A 23829-nucleotide genomic window follows, 5' to 3' on the forward strand; every position below is an offset into this window, starting at 1 on the left:
CGTCGCCGCGCCCGTGTCGGCATCAGGCGCCCGCGGTGTCCTTCTGCGGCGCCGCGGCGGCCGGCTTGAGTTCGCGCCGCAGGATCTTGCCGACGTTGGTGCGCGGCAGATCGTCGCGGAACTCGACGTAGCGCGGCACCTTGTAGCCGGTGAGCTGGGTGCGGCAATGCGCGATCAGCGTTTCGGCGTCCAGGTTGGGATCCTTGCGGATCACGTACAGCTTGACCGCTTCGCCCGAGCGTTCATCGGGCACGCCGATGGCGGCCACCTCGCGCACGCCTGGATGCAGCGCCGCCGCGTCCTCGACCTCGTTGGGATAGACATTGAAGCCGGACACCAGGATCATGTCCTTCTTGCGGTCGACCAGGAAGACGTAGCCGGCCTCGTCGACATAACCGATGTCGCCGGTGCGCAGGTAGCCGTCGGGCGTCATCACCAGCGCGGTCTCGTCGGGCCGGTTCCAGTAGCCCTGCGTCACCTGCGGGCCGCGCACGCAGATCTCGCCGCGTTCGCCCACGCCCAGCTCGCGCCCGTCGTCGTCGCGGATAGACAGGTCGGTCGACGGCACCGGCAGGCCGATCGAGCCGGTGAAGACCTGCACGTCGAGCGGATTGATGGTCACCGCCGGCGAGGTCTCGGTCAGGCCATAGGCCTGCGCCAGCGAGCGGCCGGTGACGGCCAGCCAGCGTTCGGCCACGGCGCGCTGCACCGCCATGCCGCCGCCCATGGTCAGCCGCAGGCGCGAGAAATCCAGTTTGGCGAAGTCCGGGTGGTTGAGCAGGGCGTTGAACAAGGTGTTGACGCCGGTGAAGGCGCTGAAGGGCACCTTGGCCATTTCCTTGATCAGCCCGCCAATGTCGCGCGGGTTGATGATCAGCAGGCTGCTGGCGCCGATCTTCATGAAGGCCAGGCAGTTCGCCGTGAGCGCGAAGATATGGTAGAGCGGCAGCGCCGTGACGATGCACTCCTCGCCTTCCTTGACCAGCGGCTTGATCCAGGCGTGGGCCTGGGTCACGTTGGCGGCCAGGTTGCCGTGGGTCAGCATGGCGGCCTTGGCCACGCCGGTGGTGCCGCCGGTGTATTGCAGGCACGCCAGGTCGTCCTGGGTCAGGGCGACCTCCTCGAACGGCAGGCCGCGCCCTTCCCGCAACGCCGCGCCCAGGCGGATGGCGGAGGGGATCGACCAGGCCGGCACCATGCGCTTGACCCGCCGCACCACGAAGTCGACCAGGCGGCCCTTGAGCGGGCTGAGCAGTTCACCGATCGAGGTCACCAGCACTTTCTCGACCGGGGTGTCGGGCAGCGCCTTTTGCAGCGTGGCGGCGAAGTTGTCGGCCACCACGATGGCGCGCGCGCCGGCGTCGGCCAACTGGTGCGCCAGTTCGTGCGCGGTGTAGAGCGGATTGCAGTTGACCACGATGCAGCCGGCGCGCAGGGTGCCGAACAGGCACACCGGGTACTGCAGCAGGTTGGGCATCATCAGCGCCACCCGATCGCCCTTGCGCAGGCCGTTGGCGTGGAGCCACGCGGCGAAGTCGCGCGTCAGGCGGTCGAGTTCGGCGTAGGTCATGGTCTTGCCCATGCTCAGGTACGCCGGCTTGTCGGCGAAACGCCGGCAACTGTCCCGCGCGATCGAGACCAGCGTGGTGGCGCTGTCCAGTTCGATGTCCTTGGGGATGCCCGGGGGGTAGCTTTTCTGCCAGATTCGTTCCATCTTCAAGGGGCTCCCAACAGGGCTTTTTTCAGGGAGGACTGGGCCGGATCATTGCCCAGCCAGACCCGCAGCAGCGCGCGGCCGAAGGCCGGGTCGTCGATGCGGCCGCGCTGCTTGCCGTTATCGGTGATGGTCACGCCGCGGGCGTCGAAGTCCAGGTCGATCACGTCGCCTTCGCGGGCCGAGCCGATCTCGGCCATCAGCGCCGACAGGCGCGCGGCGGACGGTTGCAGCGCGGCGAGTTCCTGTTTGGGCGTATTGTCGCGCAATCCTTCCTGCAGCGCCGCGTCCAGGCTCTTGCTATCGACATCCCGCAAGAGTTGCAGCCGCATGCGGCGCGGGTCGTTGCTGTTGATCAGGGTCGCGGCGTCCTGGCTCCTGGCGCTGGCATACAGCGCCGCCACATACACCTTGACCACGAACTTGGTGCGCAGGCCGGCGCCGTTCAGCACCAGCGCGTGGCCGCCTTCGGACAACTGCGCGGGGAGGCGCACGCCGGCCACGTCCATGTCGGCGGCCAGCGCGGGGGCGGCCGTCAGGCAGGCGGCCAGGACCAGGCTCAGGGCGGCGGCGCGCCCTCCGGGGATGATGTCACGCATGGGTCTCCTCCAGTCGTTTTCTGCTTGTAGTACTTCTTGTCGGCGATGTAGATCGTGCGTTCCACGACGGCATAGACGACGCCGTCCTTGTCCTTCAATTCCACGGTGTAGGTCCGGGTGGTCTCGTGGTCACGCGCAAGAATCCTGCGTATGTTCGCGATTTCTCCCGGCGGCAGCCGGAAGTCCACATACAGCGTGGTATAGGCGGGCTTGCGGTAGCGGATGGATGCCGCCTTGTCCCACACGATGTGGTCCGCGCCCAGCGCCGCCATCAGCATGGTGGGATGGGCGCCGTCGGTCACCGCGAACAGCGAGCCGCCGTACATCGAGCCCACGATGTTGCGCGTGCGCCGCAGCAAGGGCAGCTTGATGCGGATGTGCTGGAAATCGTGCGACACGTGCAACACCCGGCCGCCGGTGGCGCGGAACGCCGGGTGCAGGTTGAATCCCACCCGCATCAGGCGCGCGCGCCAGGCCGGCGACAGGCGTTTGAACCAATAGGGCTTCACCGCTTTACATCGCCTCGGTTACATGGCTTCGAACAGGCCGGCCGCGCCCATGCCGGTGCCGATGCACATCGTCACCATGCCGTACTTGCCGCCGGTGCGGCGCAAGCCGTGCATCAGCGTGGCGGTGCGGATCGCGCCGGTCGCGCCCAGCGGATGGCCCAGCGCGATGGCGCCGCCCAGCGGGTTGATCTTGGACGGATCGAGCTTGAGTTCGCGGATCACCGCCAGCGATTGCGCGGCGAAGGCCTCATTCAGTTCGATCCAGTCCAGGTCGTCCTGCGCGATGCCGGCGCGCGCCAGCACCTTGGGAATGGCGGCCATGGGGCCGATGCCCATGATTTCCGGCGGCACGCCGGCCACCGAGTAGCTGACGAAGCGCGCGAGCGGGCTGAGATTGAATTCGCGCAGCACCCGCTCGGACACCAGCACCACCGCGGCGGCGCCGTCGGACATCTGCGAGCTGTTGCCGGCGGTGACGCTGCCGCGCGCGGCGAATACGGGCTTGAGCCGCGCCAGTCCCTCGGCGCTGCTGTCGGGGCGCGGGCCTTCATCGACTTCGACCAGGCGCCGGGTTTCGCTCACCTCGCCCTTGGATCCGCCGGGCAGCCGCGTCACCACCTCGAACGGCGTGGTCTCGGCGCGGAAGTGGCCGGCGGCGATGGCGGCGTTGGCCTTCTGCTGCGAGGCCAGCGCGAAGGCGTCCTGGTCTTCGCGCGATACTTTCCATTGCTCGGCCACTTTCTCGCCGGTCAGGCCCATGCCGAAGGCCATGCCGACGTTCTCGGGGTGCGAGAAGATGGCCGGGTTGAGCGACACCTTGTTGCCCATGATCTGCGGCATGGCGCTCATGGACTCGGTGCCCGAGCCGATCATGATGTCGACCTCGCCGCTGCGGATGCGCGCGGCGGCGTCGGCCACCGCCTGCAGCCCGGAGGCGCAGAAGCGATTGACGGTGACGCCGGCCACGCTCTGCGGCAGGCCGGCCAGCAGCAGGCCGATGCGCGCCACGTTCATGCCCTGCTCGGCTTCCGGCATGGCGCAGCCGGTGATGACGTCGTCGATGCGCGCCGGATCCAGCCACGGCGTCTGCTTCAACACGCCCTGCAGCGCCGCCGCCAGCATGTCGTCGGGCCGGGTGGTGGCATACACCCCATTGCGCTTGCCCACCGGCAGCCGCGTCGCCGCAACGATGTAAGCCTCTTGAATCTGCTTGCTCATATCAATTCCTCGTATCCATAACAGTCACCCTACGTCCATCACGGTTTCTCACTAGCGGGGCCGCGCGGATCCGGCTTCGCCGGTCCGCCGCCGGCGCCCCTGGGGGTAGCGCCGCAGGCGCTTCGGGGGGACCGATGCTCGGCTCCGCCGGTCCGCCGCCGGCGCCCCCCCGGGGGGAGGCGCCGCAGGCGCTTCGGGGGGGAGTCAGTTCCGCAGTGGCTTGCCCGTGTCCAGGGTGTGGCGGATGCGGGCCTGGGTCTCGGGCGTGCGCAGCAGCGCCACGAACTCCTTGCGCTCGACCGCCAGGAGCCATTCCTCGTCGACCTTGGCGCCCGTCTCGACCTCGCCGCCGCACAGCGCCACCGCGGCGCTGCGGGCCACGCGGTAGTCGTGGGCGCTGATCATGCCGCCCTCGCGCATGTTGACCAGCACCATCTCGAAGTTTGCGATGCCGTTGCGGCCGGCCACCGGCACGCCCTGCAGGCGCGGCGGCGGCACGTAGCCGGCGGTGGCGGCGGCGCGCGCCTGGCCGATGGCCACGAACAGCAGCTCGCCAGGATGGAACAGCACGATGTCCTGTTCGCGCGCGAAGCCCAGGTCGACAGCCTCGATGGCGCTCTTGGCGACCCGCGCCATGGCGATGGTCTGGAACACCGGCTGCAGGAAGGGGAACACCTCGCCGGGCGTGGCGGTCTTTGCCGCCAGCGCCGCGGCGCGGCCGGCGAATTCCTTGCTGCCGCCGCCGGCCGGGATCAGGCCGACGCCCGCCTCGACCAGGCCGATGTAGCTTTCCAGCGCCAGCACGCGGTGCGAGGCGTGCATCAGGAATTCGCAGCCGCCGCCCAGCGCCATGCCCTGCACGGCCGCCACGGTGGGGATCTGCGCGTATTTGAAGGCCTGCGAGGTGCGTTGGAATTTCTCGACGGTGGCTTCCAGCATGTCCCACTGGCCGGCGGCGCAGGCTTCGGACACCTGTTGCAGGTTGGCGCCCACCGCGAATGGCGCGTCATGCCAGATCACCAGGCCGTCGAACTCGCGCTCGGCGCGGGCCACGGCCTGCAGGATGCCTTCGAGCACCTCGGCGCCCAGCGTGTGGTTCTTGGACGTGACCGACAGGATGGCGATGCCGGAGTCGACCTCGGGCAGGTTCCACAGGCGCACGCCTTCGTTTTCCCAGACCGTGGTGCCGCGGTCGTCGGGGCCTTCGCCGAACACGCGCTCGGGGAACAACTGGCGCCGGTAGACCGGTAGCGCCGAGCGCGGATGCAGCTTGCCGCTGCGCGCGGAATACGAGCCGGCCGGCGTGTGCACGCCCTGGCGCTCGGGCTCCAGGGCCCAGGCCGGCAGCGGCGCGTCGCTCATGGCGCGGCCGGCGGCGATGTCTTCGGCGACGGCGCGGGCGATGGCCTGCCAGCCGGCGGCCTGCCAGGTCTCGAACGGGCCCTGGGCCCAGCCGAAGCCCCAGCGCATGGCCAGGTCCAGGTCGCGGGCGTTGTCGGCCACCTGGCCGAGCTGCACCGCGCTGTAGTGGAAGATGTCGCGGAACAGGCTCCACAGGAACTGGGCCTGCGGATGCTCGCTGGCGCGCAGCGCGGCGAAGCGCCTGGCCGGATCGCGTTCTTTCAGCAGCGCGGCGACCTCGTCGGCCAGCTTGCCGGCGCTGGGGCGGTAGTCCTGGGCCTGCAGGTCCAGCACCTGGATTTCGCGGCCCGCCTTGCGGTAGACGCCGGCGCCGCTTTTCTGGCCCAGCGCGCCCTTGGCGATCAGGGCCGACAGCCAGGCGGGCAGCGTGAAATAGCGGTGCCAGGGATCGTCCGGCAGGTTCTTGTCCATGGTGCCGACCACGTGGGCCAGCGTGTCCAGGCCGACCACGTCGGCGGTGCGGTAGGTGGCGCTCTTGGGACGGCCGATCTTGGGGCCGGTGAGGGCGTCGACCTCGTCGAAGCCCAGGCCCAGGCGCTGAGTGTGGTGCATGGCGGCCAGGATCGAGAACACGCCGATGCGGTTGGCCACGAAGTTGGGCGTGTCGAGCGCGCGGATCACGCCCTTGCCCAGCGTGGAGGTCAGCCAGGTTTCGAGCTGGTCCAGCACCGGCGCCTGGGTGTGCGCGGTGGCGATGATTTCCACCAGGCGCATGTAGCGCGGCGGATTGAAGAAATGGATGCCGCAGAAGCGGTCGCGCAGCGCGGCCGGCAGGGCGTTGGCCAGCGCGTCGATCGACAGGCCGGAGGTATTGGAGGCGATGATGGCGCCGGGCGCGACGTGCGGCGCGATGCGCTCGTACAGCGCGGTCTTCCAGTCAATGCGCTCGGCGATGGCTTCGATGATCAGGTCACAGCCGCGCAGTTGTTCGATATGGTCGTCGTAGTTGGCCGGGGTGATCAGGGCCAGGCGGGCGGGGCTGGCCAGCGGCGCGGGCTCCAGCTTCTTCAGGCCGGCCAGGGCTTTCTTGACGATGCCGTTGCGGTCGCCTTCGGGCGCGGCAAGGTCGAACAGCGTGACGGGCACGCCGGCGTTGGCCAGGTGGGCGGCGATCTGCGCGCCCATGACGCCGGCACCCAGCACGGCGACGTGTTTGACGACGAACTTGCTCAAGGAAGTCTCCTGAAAATGCGGGCGGAAGACGGGGCCGGCCCGTCATCCGCCCCGGCAGGGCTAGAAGCGGGACGACAGTTGCAGGCCGAAGATGTGGCCGCTGCTGTCATAGGTGCCCGCGACGCGGCCCTTCGTCAACGCGTTGCCGGACGTGGTGTCGATGTCCGTCTTGCGCAGGTAGAGATAGGTATAGCCCAGATCGAGCGTGGTGCTCTTGGTGGCCTGCCATTGCACGCCCGTCGAGAACCAGTAGCGGTCGTTGTCGGGCAGCGAGGTCGGACGGTCCTCGGCCTTGTGGACCGGCGACTGGTCGTAGGCCAGGCCGAACTTCCACTTCCAGTCGGGCGCGAACTTGTAGGACGTGCCCACGGCGATGCGCCACGTGTCGCGGAAGTTCAGCGGCAGGTCGTCATCGCGCGCGCCGGTGCCGGAGTTGCGGATCTTCAGGTCGGGGATGCTGCTCCAGCCGGTCCAGGAGATGTCGCCCAGCAGTTCCCACTTCTCGTTGAGCTGGTGGGTGGCGCTCAGGATCAGGGTGTCGGGCAGGTCGACCGAGGCCTTGGCGTCGAACGAGACCGACTGGCGGGTCGGGCCGATGTTGTCGATATCGGTGTCGCCCTTGGCGGTGTGCTTGATCTTGGAGCGGTACGACAGGCCGATGCGGGTGTCTTCGGTGGGTTGCAGCATGAAGCCCACGTTCCAGCCCCAGGCGTCGCCCTTCAGGTTGAGGTCGGCGTCGCCGTTGGTGATGAAGGTGCCGCCGCCGGGCAGGGCCACGGGCACCACGGTCTTCTTCTTGTAGGTGGCGTCGATGTGCTGCCAGTTGACGCCGAAGCCCATCGAGAACTTGTCGTTGACCTTGTAGGCGATCGACGGGTTGATGTTGATGGTCTTGATCTCGAACTTGTTCGAGTGGTATTGGCCTTCCCAGCCCTTGTCGTATTCGGTCATCAGGCCGAACGGCGCGCCGATGCCCAGGCCGATGAACCACTGGTCGCTCAGTTGCCACGAGCCGTACAGGTTGGGCACGACGCCCAGGTTGCCGGCATCGCCGCCGTCGCCGCCGGTGGGGCGGGTGCCGCCCAGCGCCGTCGGATTGCGGCTGTTGCCGTTGTCCGAGAACTTGAACGAGGGCTTGATCAGATTGACGCCGCCCGAGACATTGATGCCCGGCAGGTAGGTCATGCCCGCCGGGTTGTAGTAGATGATGCTGGCGTTTTCCGGATTTGCCGCCGAGCCCGCGTAGGCGTTGCCCAGGCCGCTGGCATTCTGCTCAAGGAGCTGAAAGCCGGCGCCGTGGGCGGCGCTGGTGGCGCCCAGGCCGACCACAATGGCGGACAGGGTGCTCAGGGACAATGAACGTCTGCTCATGGTACTGCCTCCTCATGTTGGATAGGTATGTCTCTATGGCACTGCCGGTCTCGTCGTCCCGGTCTATCCGGCTCAAGGGGGTCCAGGCCGGTTTGGTTTGTTGACGCGTTACTGCGCTAGGCACTGCGACTGCTCTGGTAATGCAGGGGTCCGCCCGTGAACGGCGCGAACCCGGTTCCGAAAATCACGCCGGCGTCGGCCAGGTCGGCGTCGGCCACCACGCCGGCCTCGACCCGCTCGCGGGTGGCATCGACCAAAGGCTGGATCAGGCGCTCGGCCAGGCCGGCCGGCGCCTGCGCGCCGCCCTGGCCGTCCTTGACCGGTTTGCCGTCGCGCCAGGTGTAGAAGCCGCGGCCGCTCTTCTTGCCCAGGTCGCCGCGCGCCAGCTTCTCGGCCAGGCAGCGCGGCGGCTCGGCGCCGCCAGCCAGTTCCTGCCCCGCCGCGCGGGCGATGTCCAGGCCGACCGTGTCGGCCAGTTCGAGCGGGCCCATCGGCATGCCGAACGCCACCATGGCCGCGTCCACGGCGGCGGGCGATAGACCGTCGTCGATATTTCGCATGGCCTGAAGCATATACGGTGCCAGCACCGCATTGACCAGGAAACCGGGGGCGCTACGCACCGGCAGCGCTAATTTTCCGATCTGTCCTACAAAGGCGCTGGCGCGCGCGAGCGTTTGCGCGGCAGTGCCGTCCGCATGCACGACTTCCACCAGGGGCATCTTGGCCACGGGATTGAAGAAGTGGATGCCGATCAGCCGTTCGGGGCGGGCCAGCCCGGCGCTCAGCGTTTCCAGCGACAGACTGGAGGTGTTGGTGGCCAGCAGGGCGTCGGCCTTCATGCGCGGCTCCAGCGATTGGTACAGCCCGCGCTTGGCCTCCGGGTTCTCGCTGATGGCCTCGATCACCACGTCGGCCAGCGGCACGCCGCCGCCGGTGGGGTCGGGCACCAGCCGGTCGAAGGCGGCGCGGGCCGCGCGCCGGTCCTTCAGGCGGCGCGCGAACAGCGTCGCGGCGCGCTTGATGGCGGGCGCGATGCGGGCCATGTCCTGGTCCTGCAGCGTCACGGTCAGGCCCTTGAGCGCGCACCAGGCGGCGATGTCGCCGCCCATCACACCCGCGCCGACCACGTGCACGTGGCGCACCGGCGCGATGCCGGGCTGGCGACCATTGGCCTTCAGGCGCTCCTGCAGCCGGAACACGCGCAGCAGGTTGCGGGCGGTATCCGAGGCGATGATGGTGTCGATCAGCGCCGGCGCCTGCAAGGCGTTGCCGCCATGTTTTTCCCAGAGTTCGATGATGGCGGGCGCGGCCGGGTAGTGGCCCAGCGGATCCTTGGCGGCGACCTGCTTGCGGGCGCGCTTGGCGGCCACCGCCTTGAGCGGCCAGCGGTTCAGCCAGGCGCCCAGGCCGCGCGCGCGGCGCGGCGGCTTGCCCGACAGCATCATGTCGAGCGCGGCCGGCGCGCCGACCACGGCGGGCAGGCGCAGCATGCCGCCCCAGCCGGGAAAGATGCCCAGCATCACTTCGGGCAGCGCCAGCGAGGCGCCGGGCGCGTCCTCCACCAGCCGGTAGCGGCAGGCCAGCGCCAGTTCCAGGCCGCCGCCCAGGCAGTGGCCCTGGATCAGCGCCAGCGTCGGATAGCGCACCGCCGCCAGGCGGTTGAACAGGTTCCAGCCGCGCGCCACCAGGGCACGGCCCTGTTCCGGCGTGTTCAGTTCGGCGAATTCATTGACGTCGGCGCCGACGATGAAGCCGGTCGGCTTGCCCGAGCGGATCACCAGGCCCTTGGGCGGCTGCGCGTCGAGCGCGTCCAGCACCGTCGCCAGTTCCGCCATGGTGTCGGCGGACAGCGCGTTGACGGCGCTGCCGGCGCGGTCGAACGTCAGCCACGCCAGGCCGTCGGCGTCGCGCTCCAGGCGCCAGTGCGAGAGCGTCTCCAGCGTGTTCATGGGCGGTCCTCCAGGGTTTCGACCAGCATGGCGCCACCCAGGCCGCCGCCGATGCAGATGGCGGCCATGCCGCGGCGCGCGCCGCGACGCTTGAGCGCCTCCAGCAGGTGCAGCACGATGCGGGCGCCCGATGCGCCCACCGGATGGCCGATGGCGATGGCGCCGCCGTCCACGTTCAGGCGCGCCGGATCGAGCTCGCCCCACGCGGGCGTGCCGAAGTGTTCCTGGCAATAGGCCTCGTCCCGCCAGGCCGCCAGGCAGCCCAGCACCTGGGCGGCGAAGGCTTCGTTGATCTCCCACAAGTCCAGGTCATTGAGGCCCAGTCCGTGGCGTTGCAGGATCGGGGTGGCGGCATGCACCGGCCCCAGGCCCATCATGGCCGGATCGAGGCCGGCCCATTGGCTGTCGATGATGCGGCCCAGCGGCCGCAGGTTCCAGCGCTGCACCGCTTCCTCGGAGGCCAGCACCAGCATCGCCGCGCCGTCGGTGACCTGCGAGCTGTTGCCGGCGGTGATGTTGCCCCAGGGCTTGTCGAACACTGGCTTGAGCTTGGCCAGCTTTTCGGGCGTGGAGTCCTCGCGCACGCCGTCGTCGTCCGGATACAGCTTGCCCTGTGTGTCGATCAGCGGCGTGATCTCGGCGAAGGCGCCGTCGGCGCGCCCGGCCAGGGCCCGGGCGTGGCTTTGCGCCGAATAGGCGTCCATGGCCTGGCGGCTGATGCCGAAGCGGGTGGCGACGTTCTCGGCGGTCTGGCCCATCGACAGTCCCACCACCGGGTCGGTCAGGCCCTTGAGCAGGCCGATGACCGGCGCCAGGTGGCGCAGGCGCAGGCGGCCGAGCGTGGCGAGTTTGGCGCCGACGCCGCGGGCCGCGTACCAGCTGGCCAGCCAGCGCACCATGTCGTCCGAGAACAGCACCGGCGCGCGCGACAGGGCGTCCGTGCCGCCGGCCAGCACCAGCTGCGAGCGGCCGGTCTGGATGTTGGCGATGGCGGAATCCAGCGCCTGCATGCCCGAGGCGCAGTTGCGCATCACCGTCCAGCCGGGCACCTTGTTGCCGCACCCCAGGCGCAGCGCGATCACGCGGCCGATGTTGACCTCGTCGGCCGACGGCGCGGCGCAGCCGACGATGACTTCGTCCAGGTCGGTGGGGGCGTAGGGTTGGCGCAGTAACAGGCCGCGCCCGGCCTGCACGGCCAGGTCGCCGGCCGCGAACGGGCCGGGGCCCGAACGCGCCTTCAGGAAGGGCGTGCGGGCACCGTCGACCACGTATACCGGTTTGAATGCCATCCGATCTCCTTGGTGTGTGGACGGGCCTCAGGCTGCCTTGCGTTCGCTGACCGGCTTGACCGCGCCGGTGGCGCCGAGGTCAAAGGGGAAATCATCCACTTTCACCACGGTATCGCGCAAGGTATTGCGGCGCTTGACCACCGCATATTCTTCGGCGGTGATGCCGCCGGCGGCGAAGACGGCGTCGGCCAGGTCGCGCACGTTGGCCTGCGGATTGCCTTCGAGCGTGCCGCGCTTCTCGAACTCGCGGATCTTCGATTCGATCGGCTCTGCCTCCAGCGTGGCGGCCAGCGCCAGCTCGATCGCGCCGACCGGTTCGTCGGCGGTGGCGGGCAGGTGGCAGCCGGCGGTCAGGCGGTCGCGGGTCGCGCCCGGGTTGATCAGCAGCCGCGCCACGTCCTGGCCCAGTTGGTCGGACGGCAGCGACTGCGGCCGGCCCCAGGGGAAGACGATGCGGCGCAGGCTCCACGCCACCACGCGGTTGGGATAGTTTTCCAGCACGCCGTCGATGGCGTCCTGCAGGCGGAACAGCGCGTCCTGCACCGACCAGTGCACCAGCGGCGCGTCGGCGTCCTGGCGGCCCTCGTCCTCGAAGCGCTTGAGCGCGGCGCTGGCCAGGTACATCTGCGACAGGATGTCGCCCAGGCGCGCCGACAGGCGTTCGCGGCGCTTGAGGCTGCCGCCCAGCACCAGCATCGAGGTGTCGGCCAGCAGCGCGAAAGCGGCCGAATAGCGGCTCAGCAACTGGTAGTAGCGCTTCATTTCGGGCGCGACGTCGGCGTCGATGCCGATGAAGCGTCCGCCGGTCAGGGCGGTGCCCAGCGCGCGCAGCTTGTTGCGCGCGACAAAGCCGACGTGGCCCCAGAAGGCCTGGTCGAAATCGATCAGGCCCTGCCTGCGGTCGGACGACTGCGCCGCGCGCATCTCGGCCAGCACGTAGGGATGGCAGCGGATCGCGCCCTGGCCGAAGATGATCAGGCTGCGGGTCAGGATGTTGGCGCCTTCCACGGTGATGCCGATGGGAATCTGCTGGTAGGCGCGGCCCAGGAAGTTGGACGGCCCCAGGCAGATGCCCTTGCCGCCGATCACGTCCATGCCGTCGTTGACGACCTGGCGCGCGCGCTCGGTGACGTGGTACTTGACGATGGCCGACACCACCGAGGGCTTTTCTCCCAGGTCGACGGCGCCGGCGGTCATGCTGCGCGCGGCGTCCATCATGTAGGTGTGGCCGCCGATGCGGGCCAGCGCCTCCTCGACTCCTTCGAACTTGCCGACCGGGGTGCGGAACTGGCTGCGCACGCGGGCGTAGCCGCCGACGGCGCGCGCGGTCAGCTTGGACATGCCGGTGTTGGACGATGGCAGCGAGATCGAGCGGCCGGCCGCCAGGCATTCCATCAGCATGCGCCAGCCCTGGCCGGCCATGGCCGGGCCGCCGATGATGAAGTCCAGCGGCATGAAGACGTCGTGGCCGCGGGTCGGGCCGTTCATGAACATGGCGTTGAGCGGGAAGTGGCGGCGGCCGGTGTCCACGCCGGGATGGTCGTGCGGCACCAGCGCGCAGGTGATGCCCAGGTCTTTCTTGCCGCCCAGCAGGCCGTCCGGGTCGTACAGGCGGAAGGCCAGGCCCAGCAGCGTGCAGACCGGCGCCAGCGTGATGTAGCGCTTGTCCCAGCTGACGCGCATGCCGATCACTTCGCGGCCCTGCCATTCGCCCTTGCAGACGATGCCGCTGTCGGGGATGGCGGCGGCGTCGGAACCGGCCCACGGGCTGGTCAGCGCGAAGGCCGGCACTTCCTCGCCGCGCGCCAGGCGCGGCAGGTAGTGGTTCTTCTGTTCATCGGTGCCGTAGTGCAGCAGCAGCTCGGCCGGGCCGAGCGAGTTGGGCACCATCACCGACACCGCCAGCGCCGACGAGCGCGTCGACAGCTTGGTCACGATCTCGGAGTGGGCGTAGGCCGAGAAGGCCAGGCCGCCGTATTCCTTGGGGATGATCATGCCCAGGAAGCCGCTGCGTTTGAGGTAGTCCCAGACCTCGGCGGGCAGGTCAAAGCGTTCCTGCGTGATGTTCCAGTCGTTGACCATGCGGCAGGCCTCTTCGGCCTGGTGGTCCAGGAAGTGCTGTTCCTCGTCGGTCAGGCGCGGGCGCGGGTAGGCCAGCATGCGCTTCCAGTCGGGCCGGCCGCGGAACAGCTCGCCTTCCCACCAGACCGTGCCGGCCTCCAGGGCGTCGCGCTCGGTGTCCGACATCTGCGGCAGCACCTTGCGGTAGAGATTGAAGATCGGCGCCGACAGCAAGGCCCGCCTGAGCGGGCGCACGCCCAGCAGGACGACGGCCAGCAGCGCGATGGCGATCAGCGCGACGATGACTGCGTTCATTTCCTAGTCTCCTTTTTTGAATTCTCTGGAACCGCCGCGCCGCGCCGACCCTGGGGCCCTAGGTGACGGGGTGCTGCGGCAGGGGAGCGCGCAGGCCGCCGAGCAGGAAGCTCATCAGGCGGGGCAGCAGCAGCTCGGGGTTGTCGGGTTGCTCGGACTCGTCCAGCGTCCAGCCGGTCACCGAGCGCAACAGGTCGGTGCCGATGATGGCGTAGGAGGTGGCGCCGAGCATGAACTGGAAACGCCACACGATTTCGGCGCGCGGCACGTCGGGCAGGGCGGCGAACAAGGCATTGCGATAGCGCTCGAGCACGTCGGCGTATTCCTCGGCGAACAGGGCGCGGATGAAGCCGGCGGGGTCGGTCATGGTGCGTTCGAGCAGCGGCAGGAAGGTGCTTCCCGCCTGCTCCGGATCGGCCGCCAGCCGCAACAGCGTGCCGAAGAAGGCGTCGACGATCTGCGACGGCTTGAGCGGCTTGCCCTGGGCCTGGGCCTCGAGCTCGTCGAGCAGGCGCAGCCGTTCGCGATTCAGGACTTCCAGGCGCCGCTTGAGCACGGCCTGGACCAGCGATTCCTTGGAGCCGAAGTGATAGTTGACCGACGCCAGATTGACGCCCGCCGCGCCCGTGATCTGGCGCATGGACGTGCCGTCGTGGCCCTGTTGCGCAAACAGGGCTTCGGCGGTGTCCAGGATCGATTCGCGGGTGCTGGAGGATCTGAGTTCTTGCATTAGGTTGAATTCAAACGTTCGTTTGAAAGCAGTATGCGTTAGCCGGTGCCAGGATGCGATAGTGGTTATCCCTAGCTGGTACGCATGAATCCCGAGACGGTCCGGATGACCGCCTCGTTCCTTTGCACGAGGGCCCGTGCGGTTGGCCGAGGAAGAAGCGTGGGTCTCGCCCAAACGGCGCTGCGCCGTTTGTCCTCGGACGAGCGCCCTAGGTTGAAAGCCGTCTGGAAGACCAAGCCAAAACGCCGCAGTATCAGCGCGAGGACTTGAAAGCGTGGCACCGTGGATGCGCCTGGCGAGCCCGATCGCCGTTCCGGTGCCGCGGCCATTTCGCCCAGACACAGGAGCAGGAGACATGAAGACCTACAGAGTGGGGCTGTTGCTGGACGGAACCGACCAGCCCGGGTGGATCCACGACATGGCTGAGTGGCTCGCGCGCAGCCAGGACTGCGATCTGGCGGCGTTGCTGGTGATGGAAAAAGCCGTTCCAGAGCCGCGCCTGGGCGCCAAGGCGCTGTTCGGCACCCTGTCGCGGCTGGAGTCGCGCCTGCTGCCAGCGCGGCAGCGGCAGATGCTGGCGTGCCGCGACCTGCGCGAGGGCCTGCCTGCATCCACTCCCGTTCTGACGCTGCCGGGCGATCCGCGCGACGCGGGCCGCGACGACGGCGTGGCGGCGCTGGGGCTGGACCTGGTGCTCATGCTGGGCGCGCTGCCGCCATTGCCGCCGTTGCGCGCGCGCATGGCGGATTGGGCGCGCTTGGGCGTGTGGCGTTTGGGCTATTCCGACATCGCCGCCGCCACCAGCCGCTACGCTGGATTCTGGGAGGTCTATCAGCGCCAGGACCACACCACCGTCAAGCTGTGGCGGGTGGGCGCGGGCGAAGACGAAGACACGCTGCTGGACCAGCGCAGTTTCAATACCGAGGTGTTCTGGCTGAAGAACCAGACGCGGGCATTCAGCCTGGGCAATTTCATGGTGTACGACGCGCTGCTGGCGCTGGCGCGCGCGCGGCCGGGCGTGGCCCCGCCCGGCATGCAGATCCTGAGCGGCCAGCGCCGCGCCGATCCGGCCGAGTGGGACAGCGCCGCCTATATCGCGCGCCAGGCGTGGTTAATGACGGATTTGATTGTGCGGCGCGTCATGGGACGCAATGTGCGATGGCGGATTGGTATGTTTCCGTCGGTCCGGCAGCAGGCCGTGGTATCGGAAGCAATGGTATTGCAGCCGCCCAAGGGGCGCTTCTTCGCGGATCCCTTTGTATATACCCGCGATGAGCACCCATATATATTTTTCGAAGACTACGATTTTAATTCCCGCAAGGGCACGATCGCCGTGGCGACCTACGAGGACGGGGCTTTCCGCCTGCTGGGGACTGCCTTGAACCTGCCCTATCATTTATCGTTTCCATATATATTCGAATACGAAGGCGTGACCTACATGGTCCCGGAAACCTGCGGAAATCGCAGTATAGAATTATGGAAATGCACGGAATTTCCATTGAAATGGGAATTGGATATGACGCTGATGACGGATGTTTCAGCGGTCGACACTATTATTTTCAAGCGTGGAGAATACTGGTGGCTGTTAACCAATATTGATCGCACCGACGGCCAGAATCATTGCGACGAACTGTTCGCCTTCTTTGCCGATTCGCCCCGCTCGACCCAGTGGACGCCACATGCCTGCAACCCCATCGTGCGCAACCCGATGCGGGCCCGCAACGCCGGGATCGTTGTGTCGCCGGCCGGAGAGGTGATCCGCTGCGCCCAGTACCAGGGCTTCTGCCACTACGGCAAGGGCGTCTCGCTCAACCGCATCGAGGAATTGTCGCCCTCCACCTACGTGGAGACCGATGGCGAAATTCACTACGCCAGTTTCCTGAGAAAGCGCCATGCTTCAATGCACCATTGGCACCATCAGGGGGGGCATACGGTATTCGACTTCGCCTATATGGAGTAAATGACGCCGCAGTGATTGAAAATAAAAATGTTACCTATATTTCGATTGCGGTTTTCCGGCCCGGGCTTAATGTTTCGATGGAAACATATGGACAAGCCTGCGTGCCAATCCGGCCTTTCATTGCCATTCGCGCCAGTCTCCGTGGCGGCGCGCGATCCGGCCTGTCGGCGGCCTGAACGCGGCCTGCGCGGGAGCCGCCGGACCCGCCGCGCACGGGCGGAAAGCGCACTTCGACCGAGGAGGACTCGGGAGAAACCCTAGCGGATGAAAGGATGATGGCGGCGTCTCATCCGGATTTACGAGGCTGATTAAGGCTCACGAATGATGTCTGTTTTTGTCGGATTATATCGCCAGCAAGCGTCTTGATTTTGCCAATTCCGAACCATAAGATGGGTTCATGCCATCCGTTATGTTGGCTACGAAAGTCTCCCAGCCCAAATGGCCCGGTGCAGCGTCATTAGATATTCCGGGATATTGCGGACCACCCCCGCGTGGGCTGGAAAAAAATAGTCTTCAGCACAGCGAAGATCCCTTCTAGGCCTGTTGAAAAACCGGGAGGACACCATGGCCAAGATGGTCCTGATTGAAGCCCATCCGCTCCTGCGGCTGGGGTTGTGGCAGATTCTGAGCAAGTTGGACGATGTGTGGGAAATCGAGGGGATGGGGCTGGCCGATGTCTCCAAGGCCAGTGGCGGGCATGCGGGCGCCGATCTGCTCATCTACGGCTTGCCCGTGGATAGCGAGGAAGCCTGGAGCACGTTGCACGAGATCCAGCGCGAGCTGAGTCCGAAGCGCATCCTGCTGCTGACGGATGTCATGCCGTTGCCGATGCCGGTGCAGGGCCTGCCCGGCGCCAGCGTCTACGGCTGCCTGATGAAGACGGCGTCGGTCGAAATCCTGGAAGCGGCGATCCGCCTGGTCATGGCGGGCGGGCAGTGCTTTCCCAGCGAACAGGCCTTGCAGGCGCCGGCGCAGGCAAGCTGCGCCCTGCCGGCGCGCGACCTGGACGATGGCGCGGGCAAAGGCGCCATGCCGGTCAGCGCCGGCGCCCAGTTGCTGCAGATCACGCCGCGGCAATACGAAGTGCTGGTGCTGCTGGCGCGCGGCTATCCCATCAAGACGGTCAGCCGGATGCTGAACATCTCGGTCGCAACGGCCAAGACGCATGCCTGCACGCTTTACCAGCGCCTGCACGTCAAGAACAAGGGCGAGGCCGTTTACGCGGCGCTGCAACGGGGCGCCACGCTGGAATGGCACGAGCCGAACGGCCGCGACGCCGACGCCGGACAACTGTACGGCCGCAAGCTGGGTTAAGGGCGGGGCTGGCGCACCCCGCCATCCCGCCTAGGTCATACACACTGCAGCATCGACGGTCGCCGTGCCGCAGCATTCCTCCTCCAATCATCCTCCTGAACGAGATTCAGCGAAGGTAGCCGCTGATAGCATGGGTCGTGTCCACAAGCATGGGTTGAGATGGCGAATCACCAAGCGCGCCAGAGCGATGCCACGTAGTGGACGAGATTCCCGTGAGCCTGGCGAGGCGCTGGAACCGCCATTGCCGCCGTGCGCAGCCGTGCCATGGGAACCGTGTCTGGACCCTGCGTCACAAGGTTCCCTCCGGGATGACAACCGTTCTAATCGAAGACTACGCCCTGCTTCGTGTCGCCATCCAGCATGTGCTGGAGCGGGTACGGAACGCAGAGGACATTCTGGCGATCTCGCCGGCACATCTCGTGAACATGCCCGGTTCCCTCAATCGCCCCGTGGAGCTGCTGGTGGTGGGGTGCAGCGGCGCCGCCGAGGCCGACATCGGCCTGCTGTCGCAGGCGATGGCGCTGTTCATGCCGCGCCTGGTGCTGGCGCTGTACTCGGTGCTGGACCAGAACGTGATGGCGGCCTGCGCGCGCGCCGGCGTGGCCGGCTACCTGCCCAAGGCATCCAGCCCGGACGCCCTGGCCGCCGCCGTCAGCCTGGTGCTGGCGGGCGGTGAATGCTATCCGCAACCGCAGCCCAGGCCCCTGTCGACGTCACAGGCGTCTTTGCCGGAGCTGCGCGAATTGACGCAGCGGCAGGAGGAGATCCTGCAGTTGCTGGTGCAGGGCAAGACCATGCGCGAGATCGGCCAGCAGGTGGGGATATCGGTGGCCACGGTGAAGAGCCACGCGCGCACCCTGTATTGGAAGCTGAACGCGCGCAATCAGGCCGAGGCGGCCTATATCGCGGTGCAGATGGGGCTGGTGCGCGGCGCCACGCCGGCCGCCGCCGCTGGCAAGGGCGACGACAGCGTGTAGCGGGCGCGACCCGCCGTCCCGTGGCCAGCGCGTGGCGCCGAGGGCGCCGGGGCAGAATCCGGTCGATCGAGCTTAATGGCCGGCGTCGCGGCTGGCGGCTTCGGTGGTCCGCGTTGCGCGCGGCGCGGGCGCGCCCGCGACGGCGGCGAATTCGCGCTCGGCGGCGGCCAGCACCGCGTCCACGTGCAGGTGGTCGAGCGCATGGCGACGCGCCGCGGCGCCCAATGTTTCCCGGATCTCGCCATGGCGGGCCAGCTTGCGCACCGCCTCGGCCATGGCGGCGGCGTCCTCGGGCGGCGTCACCAGGCCGCAGCGCGCCACCACGCCGGCCAGTTCGGTGCCGCGCGCGGCGCCGCACACCACCGGGCGGCCGCTGGCCAGCATGCCGGTCAACTTGGACGGCATGACCAGGTCGGCGGCGCCGGCGCGCTGCGGCAGCAGGTGGATGTCGGCGGTGTTCAACAGCGCGCCCAGCCGCGCGGCGGGCTGCAGGTCCAGAAAGCGCACCCGCGCCAGCCCGTGGCACTGCGCCTGCAGCGGCGCGCGTTCGGGGCCCTGGCCGCAGAACACGAACCACAGCGATTCCTCCTGTTCCAGCAGCCGGGCCACCTCGGCCAGCGTCTGCAGGCCCTGCTTGCCGCCCATGTTGCCCGAATACAGCGCCACCACCGCGCCGGCGGGAATGCCGAGTTCGGCGCGCAGGTCGCTGTCACGGCCGGGCGCGATGGCCTCGACATCGATCCAGTTGGGCAGCAGCACCGCGCGCGCCGGATCCACGCCTTTGTACAAGGCCAGGTCCAGCATGCGGCCGGAGATCGTCGAGACGCGGTCGAACCGCCGCATCAGCCAGCGCTCGGCGCGCCGCACGGCCGCGCGCAGCCAGGCGCCCTTGAGCAGGCCCAGGTCGAACGCCGCGTCCACTTCGTAGTCCTGGATGTGCAGCCAGGCGCGCGCGCCGCACAGCCGCGCGGCCAGCCAGGCGGCCGGCGCGCAGAACAGGGCGGGCTCGACCACCACGATCAGGTCGGGCCGGCCGGCCGCCGCGCGCAGCAGCGACGGCAGGCTGGAAAGCGCGAAGCTGGCCAAGTGCAGCAGGCGCTTGGCGCCGCCGGGTCGGGCCGGCACCCACAGCGGCGCGCGCCGCACGTCGACGCCGGCGCGCGTTTCGCGCTGGTAGCGGCCGGCGCGGTAGCCATCGTGCACGCGCCATTGCGGATAATAGGGCGGCGCGGTGACGACGCTGACCTGGTGGCCGCGCGCGGCCAGCCATTCGGCCAGTTCCGCGCTGTATTTGCCGATGCCGGTCAGCTCCGGCGCGTAGTTGATGCCGTACAGGAGGATCTTCATGCCGGCGGCGCCACGCGCGGGCGGATGGGGCGGCAGGGATTGCCGTGGCACACCATGGCGGGCGGCAGGCTGCGGAACACGGAACTGCGCGCGCCGACCACGGCCTCGCGGCCGACGGTGACGCCGGGGCCGATGAAGACATCGGTGGCGACCCAGGCGCCGTCCTCGATGCGCACGGCGCGCTCGCGCAGCGGGAAGTCCGGCTGCGCGGCGTCGTGGTCGGCCGCGCAGAGGTAGCTGCGCTGCGACACCACGGCATGCGCGCCGATATGGATGGGCCCCAGGCTGTAGACCACGGCGTCGTCGCCGATCCAGGCGTAGTCGCCGATCGTCACCTTCCAGGGATAGGTGATGGTGGCGCTGGGGCGGATCAGCACCTTGCGTCCGATTTGCGCGCCGAAACAGCGCAGCAGCCAGCGCCGCAGGCCGTAGGCCACTTGCGGCGACCAGCGGAACAGCGAGCCCTGCACCAGCCACCACAACTGCACCGTCAGCGCCGAACGGCCGCGCTGGCCCGGCGCCAGGGTGAACTGGTCCAACCGCTGCAGCGCGCTCATTTGGCGGCTCCGCTGAGCGCATCGCCTTGCGCCGGATCGACGGCCAGGCGGGCCTGGCGGATTTCCTCGGTCTTGATGCGGATCTGCCAGTAGTACATGGCGCGGGCCACCGCGTAATCGAAGCCGGCGCGGCCATCGAGAAAACCCAGGCGCAGCAGGTAGGAATGCAGGAACGAGATCGGCGCCTTGAACGGCAGCGCCTGGAACAGCCGCTTGAGCAGCGCCCGCGCGCCGACGTTGGCCTCGCGCGGATCGTTCATCAGGCCCTTGATGCGCAGATTGGCTTCCCAGTCGGAATAGCGGTTGTGCTTGTCGAAGTAGTGGTAGAGCGAATCGTGGTCGTTGTGCACCATGCGCGCCCGCAGCGCGAAGGTTTCGCCTTTGACCTGCGGCTGGTAGTGGCCCTCGACCTCCCACATGTGGGCCACGTCCAGATCGTCGTAGTCCAGGAAGCGCGACTGATCGCGCGCCAGCAGCGCCAGCTTGTAGACCCGGTGGCCGTGGCGCAGCTTGCGGCCGCAGAACACATAGTCGAACGGCACGAAGGCGCCGCCGGCGCCGGCGGCAAAGCGCGGCAGCGCCGCGCGGATCTCGGCGGCCAGTTCCGGCGTCATTTCCTCGTCGGCGTCGACGTACAGCACCACCGGATGCGTGAACGGCAACTGTTCCAGGCACCACTGCTTTTTCTTTGGATATTTGCCGTTCCAGTTGAAATTGCTGACCTTGGCGCCGAGCGCCGCGGCCATGGCGCAAGTGGCGTCGGTGCTGTTGGAGTCGACCACGAAGACCTCGTCGAACTCGGCCAGCGCCTTCAGGCATTTGGCGATATTGCGTTCCTCGTTCTTCGTCATGACGACGACGGATACCGGTATCTTGGACATGATGCTTTCCTGTTCAGGATGCGCCGCGCCGCATCAGCGGCTGGAACAAATCGATGACGTCGCGGCAGTGCCGCTCCAGTGAAAAGGCGTCGGCGCGCCCGGGGCCGTCGGCCGCGAGCCGTTCGCGCATGTCGCCGTCGTAGGCCAGCCGGCGCACCGCGGCGGCCAGCGCCGCCGCATCGCCCACCGGCACCAGCAGTCCGTAGCGGCCCGCGTCGAGGATTTCGGCCGGGCCGTGCGGACAATCGGTGGAAATGACCGGCACCCCCAGGCACAGGGCCTCGACCAGCACGTTGCCGAAGCTCTCGCGCACCGAAGTCAGGGCGAAGGCGCCGGCGCTGGCGATCACCGGAAACGGGTTGTCGATGTGGCCGGCCAGGGTGACCGGGCTGCGCGAGGGCCGCGCGTCGATGCGCCTTTGCAGCGCGCCGTGCTCCGAACCTTCGCCCAGGATGGTGAAGTGGATGCCCGGATCGTCCAGCAGCGCGGCGGCGTCGATCAGCGTGGCGTAGTCCTTGACGGCCTCCAGGCGGCCCACCGCGACCACGTGATAGGGCGCGCCGGCGTCGGCCGGCGCGGGCCGCGACGCCGCGGCGCTCTGCTCGCGCACGTCGTCCAGCGGCACGCCGTTGTAGATGGTGCGCACCTTGCCGCGCAGCGGCGGGAACATGCTGACCAGGTCCTCCTTGACGCCGCGCGAGACGCCGACGACGGCGTCGTGGCGGCGGTAGGTCTGGCTCACCAGCCAGCATTTCAGGCCGCGCATGCGCGAGGCGCCGTAGTGGATGGCGGGGCTGCTGTGCTCGAACGCCACAATGGCGAAGTCGCCGCGCAGCGCCTTCTTGGCCAGCACCACCAGCATGTTGCACAACAGCCCGTGCGAGCAGACGATGGCCGGGCGGTCGCGGCGGATCTGCGCCACCAGGCGCGCGAACGCCAGCGGCAGCATCAGGCGCAGCGCCGTCGGCGATTCCAACACCGGCAGCGCCCGCGTCACGCGCGGGTTGGCGATCGGGTATTCGCGGTTGCGCGAACGCAGCAGGAACAGCCCCGCGTCCACGCCCCGCCGGGGCAGGGCGTCGGCGATGAAGGCGACACATCTTCCGACGCCGCCATGCAGGTCGGGGGCGACGAACAGGACATCAGGCATGGGGCAGTACTCGCGGTGGCGCCCGGCGCATGGCGTCCGGACGGGAGCTGGGAGCCGCGGGCGCGGGCTGGGGCGCGGGCATGGCCCGGGCATTGCGGAGCAGCGACAGGCAATAGCACAGCAGGAATCCGGTGAAGGCGGTCTTGGGCGCGTAGGCCAGGCCGCCCGAAAGCGAGTCGACGAAGATGTAGATCGGCGCGGTGGCGATCAGGTAGCGCCGGTGCAGTTCCAGCCCGGGATGGGCGTAGCGTCGGCCCAGCGACAGCAGCAGGATCAGCAGCGGCGGCAACATGATCATGACGGTGCCGACGATGCCGAACTTCATCAGGTAGAAGGCCCAGGAGTTGTGCGCGAAGGTGCTCAGCTCGAAGCCGTTCTCACCCATCACCCAGCTGCGAAAGCCCGCGCCCTTGCCAAAAACCGGGCTCTCGGCGAACGAGTCCATCTGCCCCTGCATCTCCTGGATGCGGGCGCCGTAGCTGGAGTCCTCGTCGAGCCGCTCGACGCTGAAAATGCGGTTGGTCAGCACGTCCAGGTAGCCGATGCTGGCGAACACCAGCACCCCGGCCACGGCCGCGGGCGCGAAGATCAGCACCACCCGGCGGCGGATGTCGGGGCCCGCGCCCAGCATCATCGCCAGCAGCACCGCCACCATCAACTGCAGGTACTGGCTGCGGTTCAGCGAGAACACCAGCGCCAGCAGCATGTAGACCGTCAGCGCGTAGGCCTTGGGCCCGGACACGTTGAGCGTCCTGCGGAAGTACAGCAGCGACACCACGCCGAACGGAATCGCCCACACCCCGAGGCGCACATTGCGCAGCGGATTGGAAATGCTGAAGCCCTGCAGTTGCTCCAGCAGCATCAGCGTGGCCACGGCCAGGCAGGCCGCCACGATGTACTTCTGCAGCACCGCGTAGGCGGCCGGACTGTCGATGTCCTTGTAGCAAAGGAACGGCACGCTCAGGAAGTAGAAGACGATGCGCAGGTCGCGCGCCACGTCGCCGGTGTCGATGCCGGGATGATGCAGCGACACCAGCAGCAGATAGATCACCGACAGCACCTGCAGGCCCAGCAGCATGCCGAGCGCGCCGCGCGGCAGCGCGTACGCGGCCGGATCGGCCAGCCGCAGCGCCTTGACCACCAGGATGGCCACGAACAGCACATCGAAGGGCGACAGCTTGAAGCTGCCGACCCCCAGGATGAAACGGTCGTCGTTCAGGGCCAGCGCGGTGAACGCGAACAGCCCCAGCAGGTGCAGCGTGGAAAGGCGGCGGTGCGGATGCATGGCGGCTC

At 68.3% G+C, this 23829-nt stretch carries 18 protein-coding genes; 3 read left to right on the forward strand and 15 right to left on the reverse strand.

The genetic code is table 11. The features are described 5' to 3' along the window. Positions 1 to 22: 22 nt before the first annotated feature. The 10 genes from AruCF_RS08180 to AruCF_RS08225 all read right to left on the reverse strand — a co-directional run bounded on the left by AruCF_RS08180 (position 23) and on the right by AruCF_RS08225 (position 14350). A complete protein-coding gene (locus AruCF_RS08180) occupies positions 23 to 1714 on the reverse strand; it encodes an AMP-binding protein (protein ID WP_049072954.1) in 1692 nt (563 codons plus the stop codon). Between the two features lie 2 nt (positions 1715 to 1716). After that, entirely contained in the window at positions 1717 to 2313 is a 597-nt protein-coding gene (locus tag AruCF_RS08185) for a chalcone isomerase family protein (RefSeq protein ID WP_049072955.1), read from the reverse strand. Next, on the reverse strand, positions 2274 to 2822 hold the full coding sequence (locus tag AruCF_RS08190) for a DUF4442 domain-containing protein (RefSeq protein WP_049072956.1): 549 nt from the start codon (positions 2820 to 2822) through the stop codon (positions 2274 to 2276). The genes AruCF_RS08185 and AruCF_RS08190 overlap by 40 nt, the downstream gene beginning before the upstream one ends. A gap of 18 nt (positions 2823 to 2840) precedes the next feature. Beyond that, complete coding sequence (locus AruCF_RS08195; protein ID WP_049072957.1) at positions 2841 to 4040, reverse strand: acetyl-CoA C-acyltransferase; 1200 nt, start codon at positions 4038 to 4040, stop codon at positions 2841 to 2843. A 204-nt stretch (positions 4041 to 4244) separates the two neighbouring features. Then, positions 4245 to 6635, reverse strand: a complete 2391-nt coding sequence (locus AruCF_RS08200; protein WP_083036598.1) for a 3-hydroxyacyl-CoA dehydrogenase/enoyl-CoA hydratase family protein — start codon at positions 6633 to 6635, stop codon at positions 4245 to 4247. A gap of 60 nt (positions 6636 to 6695) precedes the next feature. Beyond that, entirely contained in the window at positions 6696 to 8006 is a 1311-nt protein-coding gene (locus tag AruCF_RS08205) for an OmpP1/FadL family transporter (protein WP_049072959.1), read from the reverse strand. Between the two features lie 116 nt (positions 8007 to 8122). Then, positions 8123 to 9955 (reverse strand): 3-hydroxyacyl-CoA dehydrogenase NAD-binding domain-containing protein, encoded by a 1833-nt coding sequence (locus AruCF_RS08210; protein WP_083036599.1) that lies wholly within the window; start codon positions 9953 to 9955, stop codon positions 8123 to 8125. Further along, complete coding sequence (locus AruCF_RS08215; RefSeq protein ID WP_049072961.1) at positions 9952 to 11244, reverse strand: acetyl-CoA C-acetyltransferase; 1293 nt, start codon at positions 11242 to 11244, stop codon at positions 9952 to 9954. Before AruCF_RS08215 ends, AruCF_RS08210 begins: the two co-directional genes overlap by 4 nt. A gap of 27 nt (positions 11245 to 11271) precedes the next feature. Then, the gene (locus AruCF_RS08220; protein ID WP_049072962.1) at positions 11272 to 13620 is read right to left on the reverse strand and encodes an acyl-CoA dehydrogenase; all 2349 of its coding nucleotides are present in this window, start codon (positions 13618 to 13620) and stop codon (positions 11272 to 11274) included. A gap of 58 nt (positions 13621 to 13678) precedes the next feature. After that, entirely contained in the window at positions 13679 to 14350 is a 672-nt protein-coding gene (locus tag AruCF_RS08225; RefSeq protein ID WP_049072963.1) for a TetR/AcrR family transcriptional regulator, read from the reverse strand. Between the two features lie 355 nt (positions 14351 to 14705). On the opposite strand from AruCF_RS08225, the gene AruCF_RS08230 reads away from it, so the two are divergent. The 3 genes from AruCF_RS08230 (at position 14706) to AruCF_RS08240 (ending at position 18601) form a co-directional block, all read left to right on the forward strand. Next, positions 14706 to 16310 (forward strand): glucosamine inositolphosphorylceramide transferase family protein, encoded by a 1605-nt coding sequence (locus tag AruCF_RS08230; RefSeq protein WP_049072964.1) that lies wholly within the window; start codon positions 14706 to 14708, stop codon positions 16308 to 16310. 564 nt (positions 16311 to 16874) lie between these two features. Further along, the gene (locus tag AruCF_RS08235) at positions 16875 to 17624 is read left to right on the forward strand and encodes a response regulator transcription factor (RefSeq protein ID WP_049072965.1); all 750 of its coding nucleotides are present in this window, start codon (positions 16875 to 16877) and stop codon (positions 17622 to 17624) included. A 308-nt stretch (positions 17625 to 17932) separates the two neighbouring features. After that, entirely contained in the window at positions 17933 to 18601 is a 669-nt protein-coding gene (locus tag AruCF_RS08240; RefSeq protein ID WP_049072966.1) for a response regulator transcription factor, read from the forward strand. 72 nt (positions 18602 to 18673) lie between these two features. Here AruCF_RS08240 and AruCF_RS08245 read toward each other — a convergent pair whose 3' ends face one another. Genes AruCF_RS08245 through AruCF_RS08265 form a run of 5 tightly spaced genes read right to left on the reverse strand, consistent with a single transcriptional unit; the run spans position 18674 to position 23821 of the window. Further along, the gene (locus AruCF_RS08245) at positions 18674 to 19948 is read right to left on the reverse strand and encodes a glycosyltransferase WbuB (RefSeq protein ID WP_049072967.1); all 1275 of its coding nucleotides are present in this window, start codon (positions 19946 to 19948) and stop codon (positions 18674 to 18676) included. After that, complete coding sequence (locus AruCF_RS08250; RefSeq protein WP_049072968.1) at positions 19945 to 20505, reverse strand: putative colanic acid biosynthesis acetyltransferase; 561 nt, start codon at positions 20503 to 20505, stop codon at positions 19945 to 19947. Before AruCF_RS08250 ends, AruCF_RS08245 begins: the two co-directional genes overlap by 4 nt. After that, positions 20502 to 21386 (reverse strand): glycosyltransferase family 2 protein, encoded by an 885-nt coding sequence (locus AruCF_RS08255; protein ID WP_080977378.1) that lies wholly within the window; start codon positions 21384 to 21386, stop codon positions 20502 to 20504. The genes AruCF_RS08250 and AruCF_RS08255 overlap by 4 nt, the downstream gene beginning before the upstream one ends. Before the next feature lie 13 nt (positions 21387 to 21399). Then, entirely contained in the window at positions 21400 to 22536 is a 1137-nt protein-coding gene (locus AruCF_RS08260) for a glycosyltransferase (RefSeq protein WP_049072970.1), read from the reverse strand. After that, positions 22529 to 23821, reverse strand: a complete 1293-nt coding sequence (locus AruCF_RS08265; protein ID WP_049072971.1) for an O-antigen ligase family protein — start codon at positions 23819 to 23821, stop codon at positions 22529 to 22531. The genes AruCF_RS08260 and AruCF_RS08265 overlap by 8 nt, the downstream gene beginning before the upstream one ends. Between the last annotated feature and the right edge of the window lie 8 nt (positions 23822 to 23829).

Origin of the sequence: Achromobacter ruhlandii, assembly GCF_002082135.1 — a bacterium.
Lineage (GTDB): Bacteria > Pseudomonadota > Gammaproteobacteria > Burkholderiales > Burkholderiaceae_B > Achromobacter > Achromobacter ruhlandii.